The organism is Pseudomonas rhizoryzae (assembly GCF_005250615.1).
Lineage (GTDB): Bacteria > Pseudomonadota > Gammaproteobacteria > Pseudomonadales > Pseudomonadaceae > Chryseomonas > Chryseomonas rhizoryzae.
This window is the reverse complement of the sequence record NZ_SULM01000007.1, coordinates 83,154-100,768: the sequence shown is the minus strand read 5'-3', so window position 1 is coordinate 100,768 and position 17,615 is coordinate 83,154. Positions and strand designations below refer to the sequence as shown.

The 17,615-nt window shown below is 64.1% G+C and carries 14 protein-coding genes; all 14 read left to right on the top strand.

Going from position 1 to position 17,615, the window contains the following annotated elements:
• Window positions 1-117: 117 nt before the first annotated feature.
• The 14 genes from FAZ11_RS12820 to FAZ11_RS12750 all read left to right on the top strand — a co-directional run bounded on the left by FAZ11_RS12820 (window position 118) and on the right by FAZ11_RS12750 (window position 17,594).
• On the top strand, window positions 118-1,923 hold the full coding sequence (locus tag FAZ11_RS12820; RefSeq protein WP_058772254.1) for a phenylacyl-CoA dehydrogenase: 1,806 nt from the start codon (window positions 118-120) through the stop codon (window positions 1,921-1,923).
• Between the two features lie 166 nt (window positions 1,924-2,089).
• Entirely contained in the window at window positions 2,090-3,859 is a 1,770-nt protein-coding gene (locus FAZ11_RS12815) for an acyl-CoA dehydrogenase C-terminal domain-containing protein (protein WP_058760280.1), read from the top strand.
• A gap of 359 nt (window positions 3,860-4,218) precedes the next feature.
• Complete coding sequence (locus tag FAZ11_RS12810; RefSeq protein WP_007159763.1) at window positions 4,219-4,377, top strand: YqaE/Pmp3 family membrane protein; 159 nt, start codon at window positions 4,219-4,221, stop codon at window positions 4,375-4,377.
• Window positions 4,378-4,609: 232 nt separating this feature from the next.
• Complete coding sequence (locus tag FAZ11_RS12805) at window positions 4,610-8,146, top strand: response regulator (RefSeq protein WP_058772253.1); 3,537 nt, start codon at window positions 4,610-4,612, stop codon at window positions 8,144-8,146.
• A gap of 3 nt (window positions 8,147-8,149) precedes the next feature.
• On the top strand, window positions 8,150-8,968 hold the full coding sequence (locus FAZ11_RS12800) for a CheR family methyltransferase (protein WP_058760278.1): 819 nt from the start codon (window positions 8,150-8,152) through the stop codon (window positions 8,966-8,968).
• Between the two features lies 1 nt (window position 8,969).
• On the top strand, window positions 8,970-9,557 hold the full coding sequence (locus FAZ11_RS12795; RefSeq protein WP_058772252.1) for a chemotaxis protein CheB: 588 nt from the start codon (window positions 8,970-8,972) through the stop codon (window positions 9,555-9,557).
• Window positions 9,550-10,746 (top strand): hybrid sensor histidine kinase/response regulator, encoded by a 1,197-nt coding sequence (locus tag FAZ11_RS12790; protein WP_058772251.1) that lies wholly within the window; start codon window positions 9,550-9,552, stop codon window positions 10,744-10,746. Before FAZ11_RS12795 ends, FAZ11_RS12790 begins: the two co-directional genes overlap by 8 nt.
• Window positions 10,747-10,838: 92 nt before the next feature.
• Window positions 10,839-11,657, top strand: a complete 819-nt coding sequence (locus FAZ11_RS12785) for an NAD-dependent epimerase/dehydratase family protein (protein ID WP_058772250.1) — start codon at window positions 10,839-10,841, stop codon at window positions 11,655-11,657.
• A gap of 10 nt (window positions 11,658-11,667) precedes the next feature.
• Complete coding sequence (locus FAZ11_RS12780; RefSeq protein WP_058772249.1) at window positions 11,668-12,546, top strand: SMP-30/gluconolactonase/LRE family protein; 879 nt, start codon at window positions 11,668-11,670, stop codon at window positions 12,544-12,546.
• Window positions 12,547-12,718: 172 nt separating this feature from the next.
• Window positions 12,719-13,978: an acyltransferase family protein gene (locus FAZ11_RS12775; protein ID WP_193557153.1), complete on the top strand. Its 1,260-nt coding sequence runs from the start codon at window positions 12,719-12,721 to the stop codon at window positions 13,976-13,978.
• Between the two features lie 76 nt (window positions 13,979-14,054).
• Window positions 14,055-15,227: a Fic family protein gene (locus FAZ11_RS12770; RefSeq protein ID WP_058772247.1), complete on the top strand. Its 1,173-nt coding sequence runs from the start codon at window positions 14,055-14,057 to the stop codon at window positions 15,225-15,227.
• Between the two features lie 209 nt (window positions 15,228-15,436).
• Window positions 15,437-16,018: a DUF4337 domain-containing protein gene (locus FAZ11_RS12760; RefSeq protein WP_058774528.1), complete on the top strand. Its 582-nt coding sequence runs from the start codon at window positions 15,437-15,439 to the stop codon at window positions 16,016-16,018.
• Window positions 16,019-16,155: 137 nt separating this feature from the next.
• A complete protein-coding gene (locus tag FAZ11_RS12755) occupies window positions 16,156-16,407 on the top strand; it encodes a helix-turn-helix transcriptional regulator (RefSeq protein WP_058774469.1) in 252 nt (83 codons plus the stop codon).
• Entirely contained in the window at window positions 16,407-17,594 is a 1,188-nt protein-coding gene (locus FAZ11_RS12750; RefSeq protein ID WP_058774468.1) for a type II toxin-antitoxin system HipA family toxin, read from the top strand. The genes FAZ11_RS12755 and FAZ11_RS12750 overlap by 1 nt, the downstream gene beginning before the upstream one ends.
• Window positions 17,595-17,615 lie beyond the last annotated feature (21 nt).

The window sequence follows — 17,615 nt, the reverse complement described above, 5'->3', positions numbered from 1 at the left end:
TCTCCGCCATGCTTGACAAGGCAAGGGCTAGAACATAAGTTTCAAACAACTGTTTAAACGCCCGCGGGCAGCGGCCCGCCTTCCTCGACAACAAGCATTCGCAAAGAGGTAACAGTCATGCCCGAATACAAGGCTCCCCTGCGGGACATCCGCTTCGTTCGCGACGAACTGCTGGGCTATGACGCGCACTACCAGAGCCTGCCTGGCTGCGGTGATGCCACCCCCGACATGGTCGCCGCCATCCTCGAAGAAGGCGCCAAGTTCTGCGAGCAGGTGCTGGCTCCGCTCAATCGCATCGGCGACCAGCAGGGCTGTACCTGGAGCGAGGAGGGCGTGAAGACGCCGGACGGCTTCAAGGAAGCCTATGCCCAGTTCGTCGAAGGCGGCTGGCCGAGCCTGGCGCACAGCCCCGCCCACGGCGGTCAGGGGCTGCCCGAATCCCTCGGCATCTCCCTGTCGGAAATGGTCGGCCAGGCCAACTGGTCCTGGGGCATGTACCCCGGCCTGTCCCATGGCGCCATGAACACCCTGGAACAGCACGGCACCGACGAGCAGAAGCACACCTACCTGGAAAAGCTGGTGACCGGTGAGTGGACCGGCACCATGTGCCTGACCGAGCCGCACTGCGGCTCCGACCTGGGCATGCTGCGCACCAAGGCCGAGCCGCGTCCGGACGGCAGCTACGCCATCACCGGCACCAAGATCTTCATCTCCGCCGGTGAGCACGACATGGCCGAGAACATCGTCCATATCGTGCTGGCCCGCCTGCCCGACGCCCCCGCCGGCACCAAGGGCATTTCGCTGTTCATCGTGCCCAAGCGCCTGCCCGACGCCAACGGCGCGGCCGGTGAGCGCAACGCCGTGCATTGCGGTTCCCTCGAACACAAGATGGGCATCCACGGCAACGCCACCTGCGTGATGAACTTCGACGGTGCCACCGGCTTCCTGATCGGCCCGCCGAACCGTGGCCTGAACTGCATGTTCACCTTCATGAACTTCGCCCGTATCGGCACCGCCCTGCAGGGCCTGGCCCATGCCGAGGTGGCCTTCCAGGGCGGCCTGAAGTACGCCCGTGAGCGCTTGCAAATGCGCTCCCTGACCGGTCCCAAGGCCCCGGAGAAGCCCGCCGATCCCATCATCGTGCACCCCGATGTGCGGCGCATGCTGCTGACCATGAAGGCCTTCGCCGAAGGCAGCCGGGCGATGATCTACTACACCGCCAAGCTGGTGGACATCCTCAAGTACAGCCAGGACGAGGAGCAGAAGCAGCAGGTCGAGACCCAACTGGCCTTCCTCACTCCCATCGCCAAGGCCTTCATGACCGAGGTGGGCTTCGAGGCGGCCAGTCACGGCGTGCAGATCTATGGCGGCCACGGCTATATCGCCGAATGGGGCATGGAGCAGAACCTGCGCGATGCCCGTATCGCCATGCTCTACGAGGGCACCACCGGCATCCAGGCCATCGACCTGCTCGGCCGCAAGGTGCTGATGACCCAGGGTGAATCGCTCAAGGCCTTCACCAAGGTGGTGCACAAGTTCTGCCAGGCCAACGCCGAGAACGCCGAACTCAAGGCCTTCGTCGAGCCGCTGGCCAAGCTGAACAAGGAGTGGGGCGAGATCACCCTCAAGGTCGGCATGGCCGCCATGAAGGATCGCGAGGAAGTAGGGGCCGCCGCCGTCGACTACCTGATGTACTCCGGCTATTGCTGCCTGGCCTACTTCTGGGCCGACATGGCTCGGGTCGCCGCCGAGAAGCTGGCCGCCGGGACCGACGAAGCCGCCTTCTACCAGGCCAAGCTGGCCACCGCGCGCTTCTACTACCAGCGCCTGCTGCCCCGTACCCGCGCCCATGCCGAGGCGCTGCTGGCCGGTGCCGGCAGCCTGATGGCCCTGGCCGAGGAAGACTTCGCCCTGGGTTACTGATCCGCCGCGGTACCCTTGCAGAAACCCCGCTAAGGCGGGGTTTTTGTCTTTCTGGATGACCTCCGATCAGCTGACCGCCAAGTCAGAACATGAACCTATGTCTCCCTTCCGGTTCGGTCTTACACTCGGGTCATACCGACAAGAACACCTTCCGAGGAGACTCGACATGGCCGACTACACCCCGCCGCTTCGTGATATCCGCTTCGTGCTGGATGCCGTCCTCAAGGTCAAGGACCGCTGGAGCCAGTGGCCCGCGCTGGCCGAGGTGGTCGACGGCGAGACCGCCGATGCCATCCTCGAAGAAGCCGGCAAGCTGTGCGCCCAGGAGCTGGCGCCGCTCAATCGCAATTCCGATGAAGAAGGTTGCCACTGGCAGAACGGCGAGGTGACCACACCCCAGGGCTTCCGCCAGGCCTACCAGGCCTTCGCCGAGGGTGGCTGGGTCGGTGTCGGTGGCGATCCCGAATACGGCGGCATGGGCATGCCCAAGGTGCTCACCGCCCAGGTCGAGGAAATGATGCACGCCAGCTGCCTGGCCTTCGGCCTCTATCCAATGCTCAGCGCCGGAGCCTGCCTGGCCCTGCATGCCCATGGCAGTGAGGAACTCAAGCAGGCCTATCTGCCCAATCTCTACAGCGGCCAGTGGTCCGGCTCCATGTGCCTGACCGAGCCCCACGCCGGCACCGATCTGGGCCTGATCCGCACCCGCGCCGAGCCCCAGGCCGATGGCAGCTACCGCGTGACCGGCACCAAGATCTTCATCACCGCCGGCGAGCATGACCTCACCGAGAACATCATCCACCTGGTGCTGGCCAAGCTGCCCGATGCACCGGCCGGCTCCAAGGGTATCTCGCTGTTTCTGGTGCCCAAGATCCAGGTGGACGAGGCGGGCAACCTGGGGGAGCGCAACGCCGTGGCCTGTGGCTCCCTGGAGCACAAGATGGGCATCAAGGGCGCCGCCACCTGCGTGATGAACTTCGACGGCGCTGTCGGTTACCTGGTGGGCGAGGTCAACAAGGGCCTGGCCGCCATGTTCACCATGATGAACTACGAGCGCCTGGGCGTCGGAATCCAGGGCCTGGGCTCCAGCGAACGCTCCTACCAGAATGCCTTGGCCTACGCTCGCGAACGCCTTCAGAGCCGCTCACCGGCCGGCGTCCAGCAGGCGGCCAAGAGTGCCGATCCGATCATCGTCCACCCCGATGTCCGTCGCATGCTGCTGACCATGAAGGCCCTCAACGAAGGTGGCCGGCTGTTCTCCAGCTATGTCGCCCTGCAACTGGACACCGCCAAGTACAGCCCCGAGCCCGCCGAGCGCGAACGCGCCGAGGCCCTGGTGGCACTACTCACTCCGGTAGCCAAGGGCTTTCTCACCGATCTCGGCCTGGAGCTGTGCGTGCATGGCCAGCAAATATTCGGCGGCCATGGCTACATCCGCGAATGGGGCCAGGAGCAACTGGTGCGCGACGTGCGCATCACCCAGATCTACGAAGGTACCAACGGCATCCAGGCGTTGGACCTGGTGGGTCGCAAGCTGGCCGGCAGCCGTGGCGCGCTCTATCGCCCCTTCAGCGAAGAGGTCCATCAATACCTGGCCGGCCTCCCGGCGGACAGCGAATTCGCTGCGCCCCTGCGCCAGGCGCTGGATGAACTGGACGGGGTGACCGAGTGGCTGCTGCAGGCCGGTGCCGCCGATCCCCTGCAACTCGGCGCGGCTTCGGTGGATTACCTGCACCTGTTCGGCTATGTCGCCTATGGCTACCTCTGGGCGCGTGCCGCCGCAGCGGCGGCGGAACAGGAGGCATCCTTCGCCGAGGCCAAGCTCGCCACGGCGCGTTTCTATTTCGCCCGCCTGCTGCCGCGCACCCTGAGCCTGGCAGCGGCCGTACGCAGTGGTGCGCAACCGCTCTACGCCCTGGCCGAGGAAGCTTTCTAAATCTTTGAGCGACAAGGTAAAAAGCGCATCCGTGTAAGCCAAGGCTTACACGACGTCGCCGTGATACGCCATCGCCTAGGGGCCTGCGGCTGCGTAATCTACACCCATCGGATCGCGGTACAGGATGTGCCCAGCGCTCCAGATGATTTCAAGGAAATGTGGCCAGGATGGCCCCCCGGCAAGGATGTCGGGCAGAGACTCTCAGGGATAGATGGCCAAGGATTGGCGGCCCGACAAGGATGTCGGGTTAAGTCTACGAAACCCCGCTTCGGCGGGGTTTTTTATTGCCTGCCGGAACCTGATTCCGCAGGCGCCAGTCTTAGCAGGATCTTCTTGCCTGCCCTGTACTGGAGTCTGAAATGGACCTCATCCGCCTCATCTTCGCCATCATCCTGCCTCCGGTGGGTGTTTTCCTGCAGGTCGGCTTCGGCGGCGCCTTTTGGCTGAACATCCTGCTGACGTTGCTGGGCTACATTCCGGGTATCATCCATGCCGTCTGGGTGATTGCCCGTCGTTGATGTGATGCGCCAACGCGCTTTGCGCGCGTAGCGCCGGCTGCGGTGAAAGCGCTTGGGAAGCCGAATTTACGCAAGGTAAAGGCGTCTTCGCGGCCCTTTCAAGGTTAGCTGGCCGGGCGTGGCAGGTTCGTCGAGCGGTCTTCGACCGCGTAGCGGTCGGTGACGGCACACTCCTGCAGGTGGGGGCCTAGCCGTCGCCGACCGTATCGTTCTGTACAAGGCTTTCAGACCCATGAATCGCGAGTCGCCCCTCGATCAGAAGCATTTCAGCCAGATCCTCAAACGCAATCTCTCGCTGCCTCTGAGCATCGGCGTCTTCAGCGCGATCTTCTTCATCGCCATCATCTATTACCTGCTGCGGGTCACCCAGTGGGTCGAGCACACCGACCGCGTCATCAGTACCGCCAATGCCAATTTCCGCCTGGTGGTCGATCTGGAAACCGGTATGCGCGGCTACCTGCTAAGCGGCAATACCAACTTCCTGCAGCCCTATGAGCGTGCCCTGCCCGATTTCGAGCCGCAGCTCGACGAGCTCAAGACTCTGGTCAGCGATAGCGCCGTGCAGGTCCGTCGGCTCGAGCGGATCGAAGCGGTGCACCGCGAGTGGCGTGACTATGCGAGCCGAGTGATCGAGGCCCGCCGGCTGGGCGGCGATTTCCAGACGCCCCTGAACGACGGCCAGGGCAAGAATCGCATCGACAGCATCCGTCGCGACTACACCGACTTCATCGCCTACGAAGAGCAGATGCGCGCCGAGCGGACCGAGACCGCCAGCCGCATGACGGTGATCTTCGTCGCCGCCTTCCTTATCGTCAGCCTGCTGCTGTCGGCTATCATGGCCTTCTTCGGTCGTCGTGAACTCATGCGGCTTTCGGCGACCTACACCCGGCTGCTCGATCAGCAGGCCGATCACACCGAAAACCTGGAGCGGCAGAGCTGGTTCCGCTCGGGGCAGAATCAGCTGTCCGAGGCGGTCATCGGCCAGGCCGCGCTCGCCCCCCTGGGGCAAAGCATCCTGCAATTCCTGGCGCGCTATCTGGGCGCTGCTGCCGGGGCCCTCTATGTGAGACTCGACGATGGCAGCCTCGAACGGGTCGCCGATTACGCCCTGGACGACGACGGTCGACGCCGCCGCCAGCGCCTGGCGCCGGGCGAAGGCCTGGCTGGGCAAGTCGTGCTGGAAGGCCGCAGCTTGGCGCTGGATCAGCTGCCGGCCGACTACCTCAAGGTCAATTCCACCTTGGGCGAGCGCGAAGCCAGCGCTGCCCTCATCGTGCCCATCGAGAATGACGGCCGGGTGAATGGCGTAGTGGAGCTGGGCTTCCTGCGCGCCCTGCGGCCGCAGGACGAAGAGTTGATGACGCTGATCGCCGATTCCATCGGCTCTTCGGTGGAGGCCGCGCGTTATCGCCAGCGCCTGCAGCAGGTGCTGGCGGAAACCCAGCAGCTCAACGAAGAGTTGCAGGTCCAGCAGGAAGAGCTGCGCACCGCCAATGAGGAGCTGGAGGAACAGTCCCAGGCGCTCAAGGAATCCCAGGTGCACCTGGAGCAGCAACAGGCGGAGTTGGAGCAGACCAACGAGCAACTGTCCGAGCAAGCCCAGGAACTCCTGCAGCAGCGCGACGTGCTGGACGACCGCAACAATCGCCTCAACGAAGCCCAGCAGATGCTGGAAGAGCGCGCCCGTGAGCTGGAGCGCGCCAGCCAGTACAAGTCCGAATTCCTGGCGAACATGTCCCACGAATTGCGCACGCCGCTGAACAGCTCGCTGATCCTGTCCAAGCTGCTGGCGGACAATCCCGCCGGCAACCTGAGCGATGAGCAGGTGCGCTATGCCGAATCCATCTACTCGGCGGGCAACGATCTGCTCACCCTGATCAACGACATCCTCGACATCTCCAAGGTCGAGGCTGGGATGCTGGAGATCCGCCCCGAGCAGGTCTCCCTGCGGCGCCTGGTGGAAAGCCTCAAGACCGCCTTCGAGCCGATTGCCCAGAACAAGGGCGTCGCCTTCGTGGTGGAGCTGGATGCACGGATGCCACCGGCCTTCTTCAGCGATCGCCAGCGGATCGAACAGATCCTCAAGAATCTGCTGTCCAACGCCTTCAAGTTCACCGAGCACGGCCAGGTCAGCCTGCGGCTGTCCTTGGAAGACGGCCAGCCCAGCTTTGCGGTCAGTGACACCGGTATCGGCATCGCCCCGGAACAGCAGGAGTTGATCTTCGAGGCCTTCCGCCAGGCGGATGGTGCCATCACCCGTCGCTACGGTGGCACCGGCCTGGGGCTGTCGATCTCCCGTGATCTGGCGCTCTTGCTGGGTGGCACCCTGACCGTCACCAGCCAGCCTGGGGAGGGCAGTACCTTCACCCTGCGCCTGCCGCTGGAGTACCAGGAAGCCGCTGCGCCCGAGCTGCCCATCACTCCGGTCACCGCCCCGACCGCGATCTCCGCTCCGACCGCGGCACCCGCATCGCTGCCGGCGCTGGCCGCGACCCCGCGACCGCCAGCGGCGCCGCCGGTCACCGAGGCGGCGGCTCCCGTGGGGGCAGCCTTCGCCGACGACCGGGACAACTGGCCCTATCCGGATCGCCGGGTGCTGGTGATCGAAGACGAAGTGCCCTTCGCGCAGATCCTCTTCGATCTCGCCCATGAGCTGAAATACAGCTGCCTGGTGGCCCATCGCGCCGAAGAAGGCTTCGCCGCCGCCCTGGAGTATCGCCCCGACGCCATCCTGCTGGACATGGGGCTACCCGACCATTCCGGCCTGACGGTGCTGGAGCGGCTCAAGGAAAATCCGCTGACCCGGCACATTCCGGTGCACGTGGTCTCGGCCTCGGATCGCATCGAGACCGCCATGCACATGGGCGCGGTCGGCTATGCCATCAAGCCCACCACCCGTGATGAACTCAAGGAGGCCTTCGGCCGCCTGGAAGCCAAGTTCGCCGCCGGCATCAAGCGGGTGCTGCTGGTGGAAGACGACGCCCTTCAGCGCGACAGCATCGCCAAGCTGATCGGCGACGTGGACGTGGAAATCACCGCGGTGGAGATGGGCAGCCAGGCGCTGGCCCTGCTGCGCGACGAGGTCTACGACTGCATGGTCATCGACCTCAAGCTGCCGGACATGGAAGGCGGTGAGTTGCTCGAACGCATGGCCAGCGAGGACATCTGCTCCTTCCCGCCGGTGATCGTCTATACCGGCCGCAGCCTGTCGCGTGACGAAGAAGCCTCCCTGCTCAAGTATTCGCGCTCCATCATCATCAAGGGTGCCCGTTCACCGGAGCGCCTGCTCGACGAGGTGACGCTGTTCCTGCACAAGATCGAGGCCGACATGCCGATCGATCGCCAGCGCATGCTGGAGAGCGCCCGCAGCCGTGAGAAGGCTTTCGACGGCCGCACTCTGTTGCTGGTGGATGACGACGTGCGCAACATCTTCGCCCTCACCAGCGCCCTGGAGCAGAAGGGCGCCAAGGTGGAGATCGCCCGCAACGGCCTGGAAGCCTTGGAGAAGCTCGACAACAGCGACACCATCGACCTGGTGCTGATGGACATCATGATGCCGATGATGGACGGCTACGAAGCCATGCGTGAGATCCGCAAGCGGCCGCACATGAAGAAGCTGCCGATCATCGCCATCACCGCCAAGGCCATGAAGGACGACCAGGAGCGCTGCCTCGCCGCCGGCGCCAGCGACTATCTGGCCAAGCCCATCGACCTGGATCGGTTGTTCTCACTGATCCGCGTCTGGATGCCGTCGCTGGAGCGCCTGTAGGTCATGAGCGAACGGCTGCAGGACATCGAGCTGAGGTTGCTGCTGGAAGGCATCTTCCTGAGGTACAGCCACGATTTCCGCAATTACTCCAAGGCCTCGCTCAAGCGCCGGGTACTCCAGGCGCTGACCCGCTTCGACTGCCCGAGCATCTCGGCGCTGCAGGAGCGGGTGCTGCGTGATCCGGCACTGTTCGCCGAGCTGCTGCAATTCATCACCATCCCGGTGAGCGAGATGTTTCGCGATCCGGGCTACTTCCTCGCCCTGCGCCAGCAGGTGGTGCCGGTGCTGCGTACCTATCCCTCGCTCAAGGTGTGGATCGCCGGCTGCAGCACCGGCGAGGAAGTCTTTTCGATGGCCATCCTGTTCCAGGAAGAAGGGCTGCTCGACCGCACCCTGTTCTATGCCACTGACATCAATCCACGCTCCATCGAGAAGGCTCGCCAGGGCATCTTTCCGCTGGAGCGGATGCGCGCCTATACCGCCAGCTACCAGAAGGCCGGCGGCACCCGGGCCTTCTCCGACTACTACACCGCGGCCTACGATGGCGCGCTGTTCGACAAGTCGCTGATCGCCAACGTGACCTTCGCCGATCACAGTCTGGCTACCGACAGCGTCTTTTCCGAGACCCAGCTGGTGTCCTGCCGTAACGTGCTCATCTACTTCAACAAGAATCTGCAGAATCGGGCGCTCGGGTTGTTCCACGAGTCCCTGAGTCACCGCGGCTTTCTCGGCCTGGGCAGCAAGGAGTCGCTGGACTTCTCCGCCTATGCCAACCACTTCGAGCCGGTGGTGAAGCAGGAACGACTGTTCCGCAGGCTCTAGCATGTTCCCGCCCGTGAAACCCTTGCGCCTCATCGTCATCGGAGCTTCAGCCGGCGGGCTGCAGGTGCTGCTGCGTCTGCTGTCGGCGCTGCCGGCCAGTTTCCGGCTGCCGCTGGCGGTGGTGCTGCACCTGCCGGACGACCGCACCTCGCGACTGGCCGAGTTGTTCCAGAACCGTCTGGCCCTGAGGGTCCGCGAGGCTGAAGACAAGGACGCTATACTGCCGGGTACCCTGTATTTCGCGCCGCCGGGCTATCACCTGCTGGTGGAGGATGACTTCAGCTTCTCGCTCTCGCGCGACGAGCCGGTGCAGTTTTCCCGGCCGTCCATCGACGTGCTGTTCGAAAGCGCGGCCGACGCCTTGGGCGAGCAGGTCTGCGGCATCCTGCTGACCGGTGCCAACCACGATGGCGCCAGTGGATTGCATACCTTGAGCCAGAACGGTGGCGTCACGGTCGTCCAGTGCCCGCGCTCGGCCGAGGTGCCGACCATGCCCGAGGCGGCGCTGAAGAAATTCGACCCGGATTTCGTGCTGGATGTGCCGGGCATCCATCTATTGCTCACCGAGCTGGAACGCGACCATGGCTGATGTACCCGTCGAGCAGGCGAAGATCCTGCTCGTAGACGACCTGCCGGAGAATCTCCTGGCACTGGAAGCCTTGCTGCGCAGCGAGGAGTTGGAAATCTTCCAGGCTAGCTCCGCCGAGGCGGCGCTAGAGCTCTTGCTGATGCACGAATTCGCCCTGGCGATCCTCGACGTGCAGATGCCGGGCATGAACGGCTTCGAGCTGGCGGAGATGATGCGCGGTCTGGAAAAGACCCGGCACATCCCCATCGTCTTCGTCAGCGCCGCCGGCCGTGATCTGAACTATGCCTTCAAGGGCTACGAGAGCGGTGCGGTGGACTTCCTGCACAAGCCCCTCGATGTCCATGCGGTGAAGAGCAAGACCCGGGTGTTCGTCGACCTCTACTGGCACCGCAAGCGCCTGGCCGAGCAGCTGGTGGCCCTGGAGCAGAGTCGCCAGGAGCAGGAAGTCCTGCTCGCCGAGCTGCGCCAGACCCAGGTGGAGTTGCAGCAGGCGGTACGTACCCGCGACGACTTCATGTCCATGGTCTCCCATGAACTCAAGACGCCGCTCAATACCCTGATGCTCGAAGCCCAGTTGCGGCGCATGTATCTGGACAAGGGCAAGCTGGAGGCCTTCACGCCGGACAAGCTGGCCGGCATGGCCGAGCGCGACGAGCGCCAGATCCAGCGGCTGGTGCACCTGATCGACGACATGCTCGACATCTCGCGTATCCGTACCGGCAAGCTGTCCATCCGCCCCTCGCAGTGCGATCTCGCCATCCTGGTCAACACCGTGGTGGACAGCTTCGCCTCGCAATTCGCCGCGGCCGGTTGCCCGGTGCAATTGCACGCGGAAAGTCCGGCGCCGGGCTACTGGGATGAATTCCGCATCGAGCAGGTGATCACCAACCTGCTGACCAACGCCATGAGATACGGCGCCGGCCGCCCGGTGGAAATCACCCTGCGTGGCGACGGCGCCGAGGTGGAGCTCAGCGTCAAGGACCATGGCATCGGCATTCCGGTGGAACACCAGGCACTGATCTTCCGCCAGTTCGAGCGCGCCAGCGGCACCGAGAACATCGCCGGCCTGGGCCTGGGCCTCTACATCGCCGACCAGATCGTCAAGGCGCACAGCGGTAGCCTGCACGTGGAAAGCATCGCGGGGCAGGGCGCGACCTTCCGCCTGCGGCTGCCCTGTCTGCCTAGCTAGCATTGACAGGGCTCAAGGCGCCCGCGAGAATCGAAGAAAGAGGTGGGATGTCGTACCTCTAGCCAGATAACTCGATAAGAAGGCGCCTGCTCATGTCCGAAGTCCGTACCTCTCCCTTCCATCGTCTGCTGCTGACCGGCGCTGCCGGCGGTCTGGGCAAGGAGCTGCGCCAGCGGCTCAAGCCCCATGCCGAGATCCTGCGGCTGTCCGACATCGCCCCGATGGAGCCCGCTCAAGACGCGGCGGAAGAGGTGGTGACCTGCGACCTGGCGGACAAGGCCGGCGTCCATGCCCTCGTCGAAGGCGTCGATGCCATCCTGCACTTCGGCGGCATCTCCACCGAACATGCCTTCGAACCCATCCTCGAAGCCAACATCCGCGGCACCTTCAACCTCTATGAAGCGGCACGGCGCCATGGGGTGAAGCGTATCGTCTTCGCCAGCTCCAACCACGTCATCGGCTTCTACCGCCAGGACCAGCGCATCGACGCCAGCGTGCCCCAGCGCCCGGACAGCTACTACGGCCTGTCCAAGGCCTTCGGCGAAGACCTGGCCAGCTTCTATTTCGACCGCCATGGCATCGAGACGGTGAGCATCCGCATCGGCTCCTCCTTCCCCGAGGCGCAGAACCGCCGCATGCTCGCCACCTGGCTGAGCTACGAGGACCTGACCGACCTCATCCTGCGCAGCCTGACCACCCCGGACGTCGGCCATACCATCGTCTACGGCGCCTCCAACAACCGCGACAGCTGGTGGGACAACCGTCTGGCCGCGCACCTGGGCTTCCAGCCCAAGGACAGCTCCGAACAGTTCCGCGCCAAGGTCGAGGCCCAGCCCCTGCCAGCGGCGGACGATCCGTCGCGGGTCTACCAGGGCGGCGCCTTCGTCGCCACCGGCCCCTTCGACGACTGAGAGGCTGGCCATGAGTGCTGAACTACTGGTCGATGCCCGCAACGCCACCGGCGAGTGCCCGGTCTGGCATGTCGCCGAGCAGGCGCTCTACTGGGTCGATATCCCCGCCCAGCGCCTGCACCGCTGGACCCCGGGCGGCGCGCTGGACAGCTGGAGCGCGCCGGAAATGCTCGCCTGCATCGCCGCCCGCGCAGGTGGTGGTTGGCTCGCTGGCCTGGAAACAGGACTTTTCGCCTTGCAGCCCCAAGCCTCCGGCGAGCTGAGTGGCGAGCGCCTGGTCACCCTCGACCACACCCAGCCGGCCATGAGATGCAACGACGGTCGCTGCGATCGCCAGGGGCGCTTCCTGGTGGGGACCATGGTGCAGGACATGGCCCAGGGCGTGCCGGCTGGGCGTCTCTACAGCCACACGGCAGGCGAGGGCGCTCGGCTGCTGCTGGACGACCTCATCGTCCCCAACGGCCTGGCGCTGAGCCCCGATGGCCGTACCCTCTACCTCTCCGATTCCCATCCGAGTCGCCAACTGATCTGGGCCTTCGACTACGACTTGGACACAGGCACGCCGACCAACCGACGGCTGTTCGTCGACATGAACGCCCATCCCGGCCGTCCCGATGGCGCTGCGGTGGACGTCGACGGCTGCTACTGGATCTGTGGCAACGACGCCGGCCTTATCCACCGCTTCACCCCCGACGGCCGCCTGGATCGCTCCCTGGCCGTACCGGTCAAGAAGCCCGCCATGTGCGCCTTCGGTGGGCGCAACCTGGACACCCTGTTCGTCACCTCCATCCGTCCGGGGGGAGACCTGAGCGACCAGCCGCTGGCGGGCGGGCTGTTCGCCCTCGATCCCGGGGTGCAGGGGCTGCCGGAGCCCATGTTCGCGGGTTAAATAAGCCCGCTGCATCTCGGCGTGGCGGGATATTCCAGAGATCGGCTCACTAGTGCACTGGGCAGTGCCTGGTATGCCGCGACACTCGTTGTCACGTTTTCGTCATATTTAAGGTCAAAGGCAGCGTTTGAGCGACTTACAATAAGCCTTTAGCTGTCGTACATCCGCTGCCATGACCACCTCGTCTGCACTGCGCCCCACGGCCCGTTACTACGGTCTGGAATGGCTGAGATTCCTCATGGCGCTGTACATGGTCGTCTACCACCTGGGCGGGCTCTACAGCGATCTGCCGGACGCCTTCCGCCGCCTGGCCGGCATGGGCTTCTTCGCCACCAGTACCTTCTTCCTGCTCTCCGGCTTCCTGCTGGCCCACGTCAGCCTGGATCGCCAGGGCACACTCAAGGGCAGCTCGCGCGGCTTCGTGCTGCGTCGCCTGTGCAATCTCTATCCCATCCATCTGCTCACCCTGCTGGTGGCCTTGGGCCTGGCCTATGGGCTGTCACAGGATTCCTGGCTGGAACACGGGGTGCCGGTCTACTACAACCAGCATCCCTATCTGCAGTTGGAGGAGGGCAGCGAGCTGGATGAATTGCTGCCGCTGTCCTGGCTGGCCGCCACCACTCATGTGCTCCTGCAACTGCTCCTGCTGCAATCCTGGGAGCCGCGCTTTCTCTGGCTCAACGGCGCCGCCTGGTCGATCTCGGCGCTGCTGTTCTTCTATCTGCTGTTCCCGCTGCTCGGCCCGCGGCTGATGCGCCTGCGCCGCTGGGCCGTGGCCGCCGCCGTTCTCTGGGGGCTCTATCTGCTCGGTCCGCTGCTGGCCACCTGGGCCCAGGCCTTCGATACCGTCACCGTGGGCGTCATCCACCGCAATCCGCTGATCCGCCTGCCGGAATTCCTGCTCGGCATCCTGCTCTATCGCGCCGTGCAGGAGCCCTGGGTGGCCGAGACGACCCAGCGCCTGCGCCTGCCGCTACTGCTGTTCGGCCTCACCGGCCTCTGGCTGGGCGCCCTGCTGCTGGAGGGCGATGGTCGCCGCTGGTTCTACCTGGTCCACAACGGTCTGCTGACACCCTTCCAGGCCGCGCTGCTGCTGGCCTGCGCCACCTTCGGCGAACCCGCCCGCGCCGGCGTACGCCGCCTGGCCCAGCGCCTCGGCGAGGCCTCGTTGTGCATCTTCGCCGTCCACACCCCGCTGATCGGCGTCCTCGAACCCTGGACGCGCACCCTGCTGGGCTGGTTGCACCTGGCCGGCGACAGCCTCGAAGACCTGGCCGAAGACGTCGGCGAGGTACTGGCCCTACCTATCCCCATTCCCGGCTGGATGCTGCCGCTGCACCTGGCGCTCATCGTCCTCCTCGGCCTGGCCCTGCAACGCTGGGTAGCCGGTCCGTTGCGACGTTGGCTGCAGGCGCGCCTGCCCAAGCTTTAACTTACATAGGACAAGGGCTTATTAAGGTTTGATGGGTTATCCTTTAATAATTCGGCCGCCTATTAATGGATAGCGCATGCGAAAGCAGGATCTGAGTCCCGAGCGCCAGGCTTGCCTGGTTCGTTGTCCAGACTATCCCCATTGCTATGCACTGGTGCCACCGCCCGTGCCGCGGCGGCTACCTGGCGGGGCCGAGTTGAGCAGTGCCTTACGGAACGCCCATGAGGCCCTGGGCATGCTCAAGGCCTCTAGCCAATTGCTGCCGAACCACGACCTGATCACCCGTACCCTGGCGCGTCGCGAGGCGGTGCACAGTTCGCAGATCGAAGGCACTCGCACGCAACTTCCTGAACTCTTCGAGTATGAAGTGACGGGAGGCGAAGGCTTGCCCGCCGATGCAGGCATCACCCGGCGCTATGTGCAGGCGCTGGAGTTCGGGCTTGCCAGCTATCGCCAACAGGGCAGCCGAGCGGCGTTGGATGAGCCTCTGGTCAAGCAGCTGCATGCAGAATTGATGCATGACGCGGGAGAAGCCTATCGACCAGGTGAATACCGTCTCACCCAGGCCTGGATCGGTCAGAGTCGCCGGATCGAGGACGCCACCTTCGTCCCGCCGCCGCCTGAATACCTACCGGAGTGCATGGCCGCCTTCGTCCGCGACGTGCTGCAGTACACGCCAGGCGAGGACGAGCAGGGCGAGCTCTCCATCGTTGCTCAGTTGGCGCTGGCACACGCCCAGTTCGAGACCATCCACCCCTTCGTCGACGGTAATGGTCGGGTGGGGCGCCTGCTGCTACCGCTAATGCTGGCTACCGAGGGCTATCCACCGCTGTATCTCTCGGGCTTTCTGCTACGCAATCGGCGGGACTACTACGATACCCTGGCGGCTACGCAGCTTCGCGGCGATTGGTCTCCCTGGTGCACCTTCCTGGCCGAGGCGGTCACCCATGCCTGCCGCTCCGCCGTCACCATCGCCCAGGATATGACGGCGCTGGAGCAGCGCTGGCAAAGGCAACTCGAAGCGCTTGGGTTACGCAGTGATGCCGCGGCGCTCAAGCTGCCTCGTCTATTACTGGCCCAGCCGGTCGTTACCGTGCGCCAGGTACAGCTATGGCTCGGCGTGTCCTTCCCCACGGCCAACAAGGCGCTGGAGACTCTTATCAATTGCGGCATCCTCAGCGAACCGGCGCAGCGTCGCCATCGGGTCTACCATGCTCGGGAGTTACTCGATAGGCTGAGCCAGAACTAGGCTCTATACGAAAAATGCCTGCGCTCGGTGATGCTTCGTTGAAAAAGGCTTCGGAATGCTCATTTACCACTCGTAAACTCCGCTTCCTCAGCCTTTTCCGCCTCGCCTGACCGTCGCTCGGCGACTTTTCGTACAGAGCCTAACACCTTAAGAAGGCCTTAAGCCGCCCCCGCTAGCCTCGCCGCAGGAATCCGCAGCGGAGCTGAGCCTTGTCCAGCGAATACGAAGTCCACGGCCCCCACGACCACGAGGTGGAGCACGCCGCCCACGGCGGCCATCGCCGCGATAGCCTCACCGGTCGTATCGCCGTCACCACCGCCATCCTCGCGACGCTAGGCGCCCTCTGCGCCTACCAGGGCGGCAACGCCGAGAGCCTGGCGCTCTACTACAAGAACGAAGAAGCCATCGCCAAGACCGAAGCCGCCAATCAATGGGGCTACTACCAGGCCAAGGGCGAAAAACAGAACCTCGCCGACCTGGGCGCGGCTCTCGCTACCAATCCCGACACCATCCAACGCTTCACCCAGGACAGCCAACGCTACGCCCAGCAAAAGGTGGAAATCCGCACCAAGGCCGAAGCCCTGGAAGAAAAGGTCATGGCCAACGAAGCCCTGAGCGAAACCCAACTCCACCGCCACCACCGCTGGGCCCAGGCCACCATGCTCATGCAAGTCGCCATCTCCCTGGCCGCTATCACCCTGCTGACCCGGCGGCGTTGGTTGCAGGCGGCGGTGTATGGGGTGGCGGGGGGAGGAGTGGTGGTTGGGGTATTGGCGCTGCTGCACGTCTAGCTATCAGGGCGTTGCTAGAGAGTGACCATCAGGTTGCTCTCGATGGTATAGCCTTCTCCGGCCATAGAATTAGCTTTACTGGATTTATAGAGTTTCGTATACGTAACAAATCATCGGCTTTGTTACGTATGTAGAACATGGATAGCGAGCTGATCAGCCAGCGTCTCGGTAGCCAACTCCGCCAGCGTCGCCTCAATCGAGGCCTGACTCAAGCGAACCTTGCCGCGCTGGCAGGGCTTACCCGCCAGAAAATCATTGCCGTGGAGCGAGGAGACCCTCGTGTCGGTATGGCAGCCTATGCACGAGCACTCGCAGCCTTGGACTGCGAGCTGGCAGTAGTCCCCGCCGCATTGCCGACACTGGACGAGATCCAGGGGGTGTTCAACTGATGAAGACCCGACTGCGCGTCGCAACCCCGTCAGGCGAGAGCGGAGCGCTCGTGGCTCAGGATGGCGACTACCTATTCCGTTACCAAGATGAAGCCTCTACGCAGGCCGCCATCAGTTTGCTGATGCCGGTGCGCCTGGATGACTATCGCCGCCGCGAGCTGCATCCGATCTTCCAGATGAATCTGCCGGAAGGCTACGTGCTGGAACAGCTAAGAAACCGGCTGGCCAAGCTGGTCTCTCTGGATTCCATGGCCCTACTAGCACTGACTGGCAGCAGCTCGCCTATTGGCCGTGTGACGGTGGCCTCTCCCGAGATCGATACACTGCTGGAGCGCCAACGCTTTCCAGGCGAGCGGCTCAGCGAGATCCTCGCCTGGGATGGTACGGAGGACCTGTTCGTCGAATTGGTGGATCGCTACATCCTGCGCGCCGGTATCTCCGGCGTACAGCCCAAGGTGTTGGTGCCCGAGCGAGAGGATGCCCGCTTCACCTCAAGAACCGCCGAGCTGATCATCAAGAGCGGTCGAGACGAGTTTCCGGGCCTGGCGATCAACGAATACCTCTGTATGTCCGTCGCGCGAGAGGCGGGTATCCCGGTGCCGGAGTTCCATCTTTCCAGCAACGCCAAGCTCTTCGTCATGCGCCGTTTCGACCGCGATGAACATCTCGAACCTATAGGTTTCGAAGACATGGCCGCGCTGATGGGCTTGGCGGCGGAGCAGAAATACAGCAAGAGCTACTCGGCCATCGCCAAGGCCATCCGCCTGTTCTGCGCGCCCGAACACGTCCGCGCCTCGTTAGCGCAACTCTTCGCCACGGTGAGCCTGAGCTGCATCCTCGGCAATGGCGATGCGCATCTGAAGAACTTCGGATTGCTCTATGCCGACCCTACCCAGCGTGATGCTCGGCTGGCGCCCGCCTATGACATCGTCAACACCACCGCCTACCTTCCCGAGGATGTGCTTGCGCTGGAGTTGATGGGCAACAAGTCGCTGTTCGCCTCGCGCCAGGGTTTGTTGGATTTTGCGCAAGTCTGCGACGTTGAGCGACCGGCTGAGGTGATCCGCGCCCAGCTGGAGGCGCTGGAACGGGTACTGCAGCGTTCGACGGAGCTTTGCAGCCAGGCGCCCCAGGTCGTCGCTGCCATCCGGCATTGCGCAGCGCCCTTCGTTCAGACGTTCGGCTAAAGCAGTAGGACTAGGGAAGGC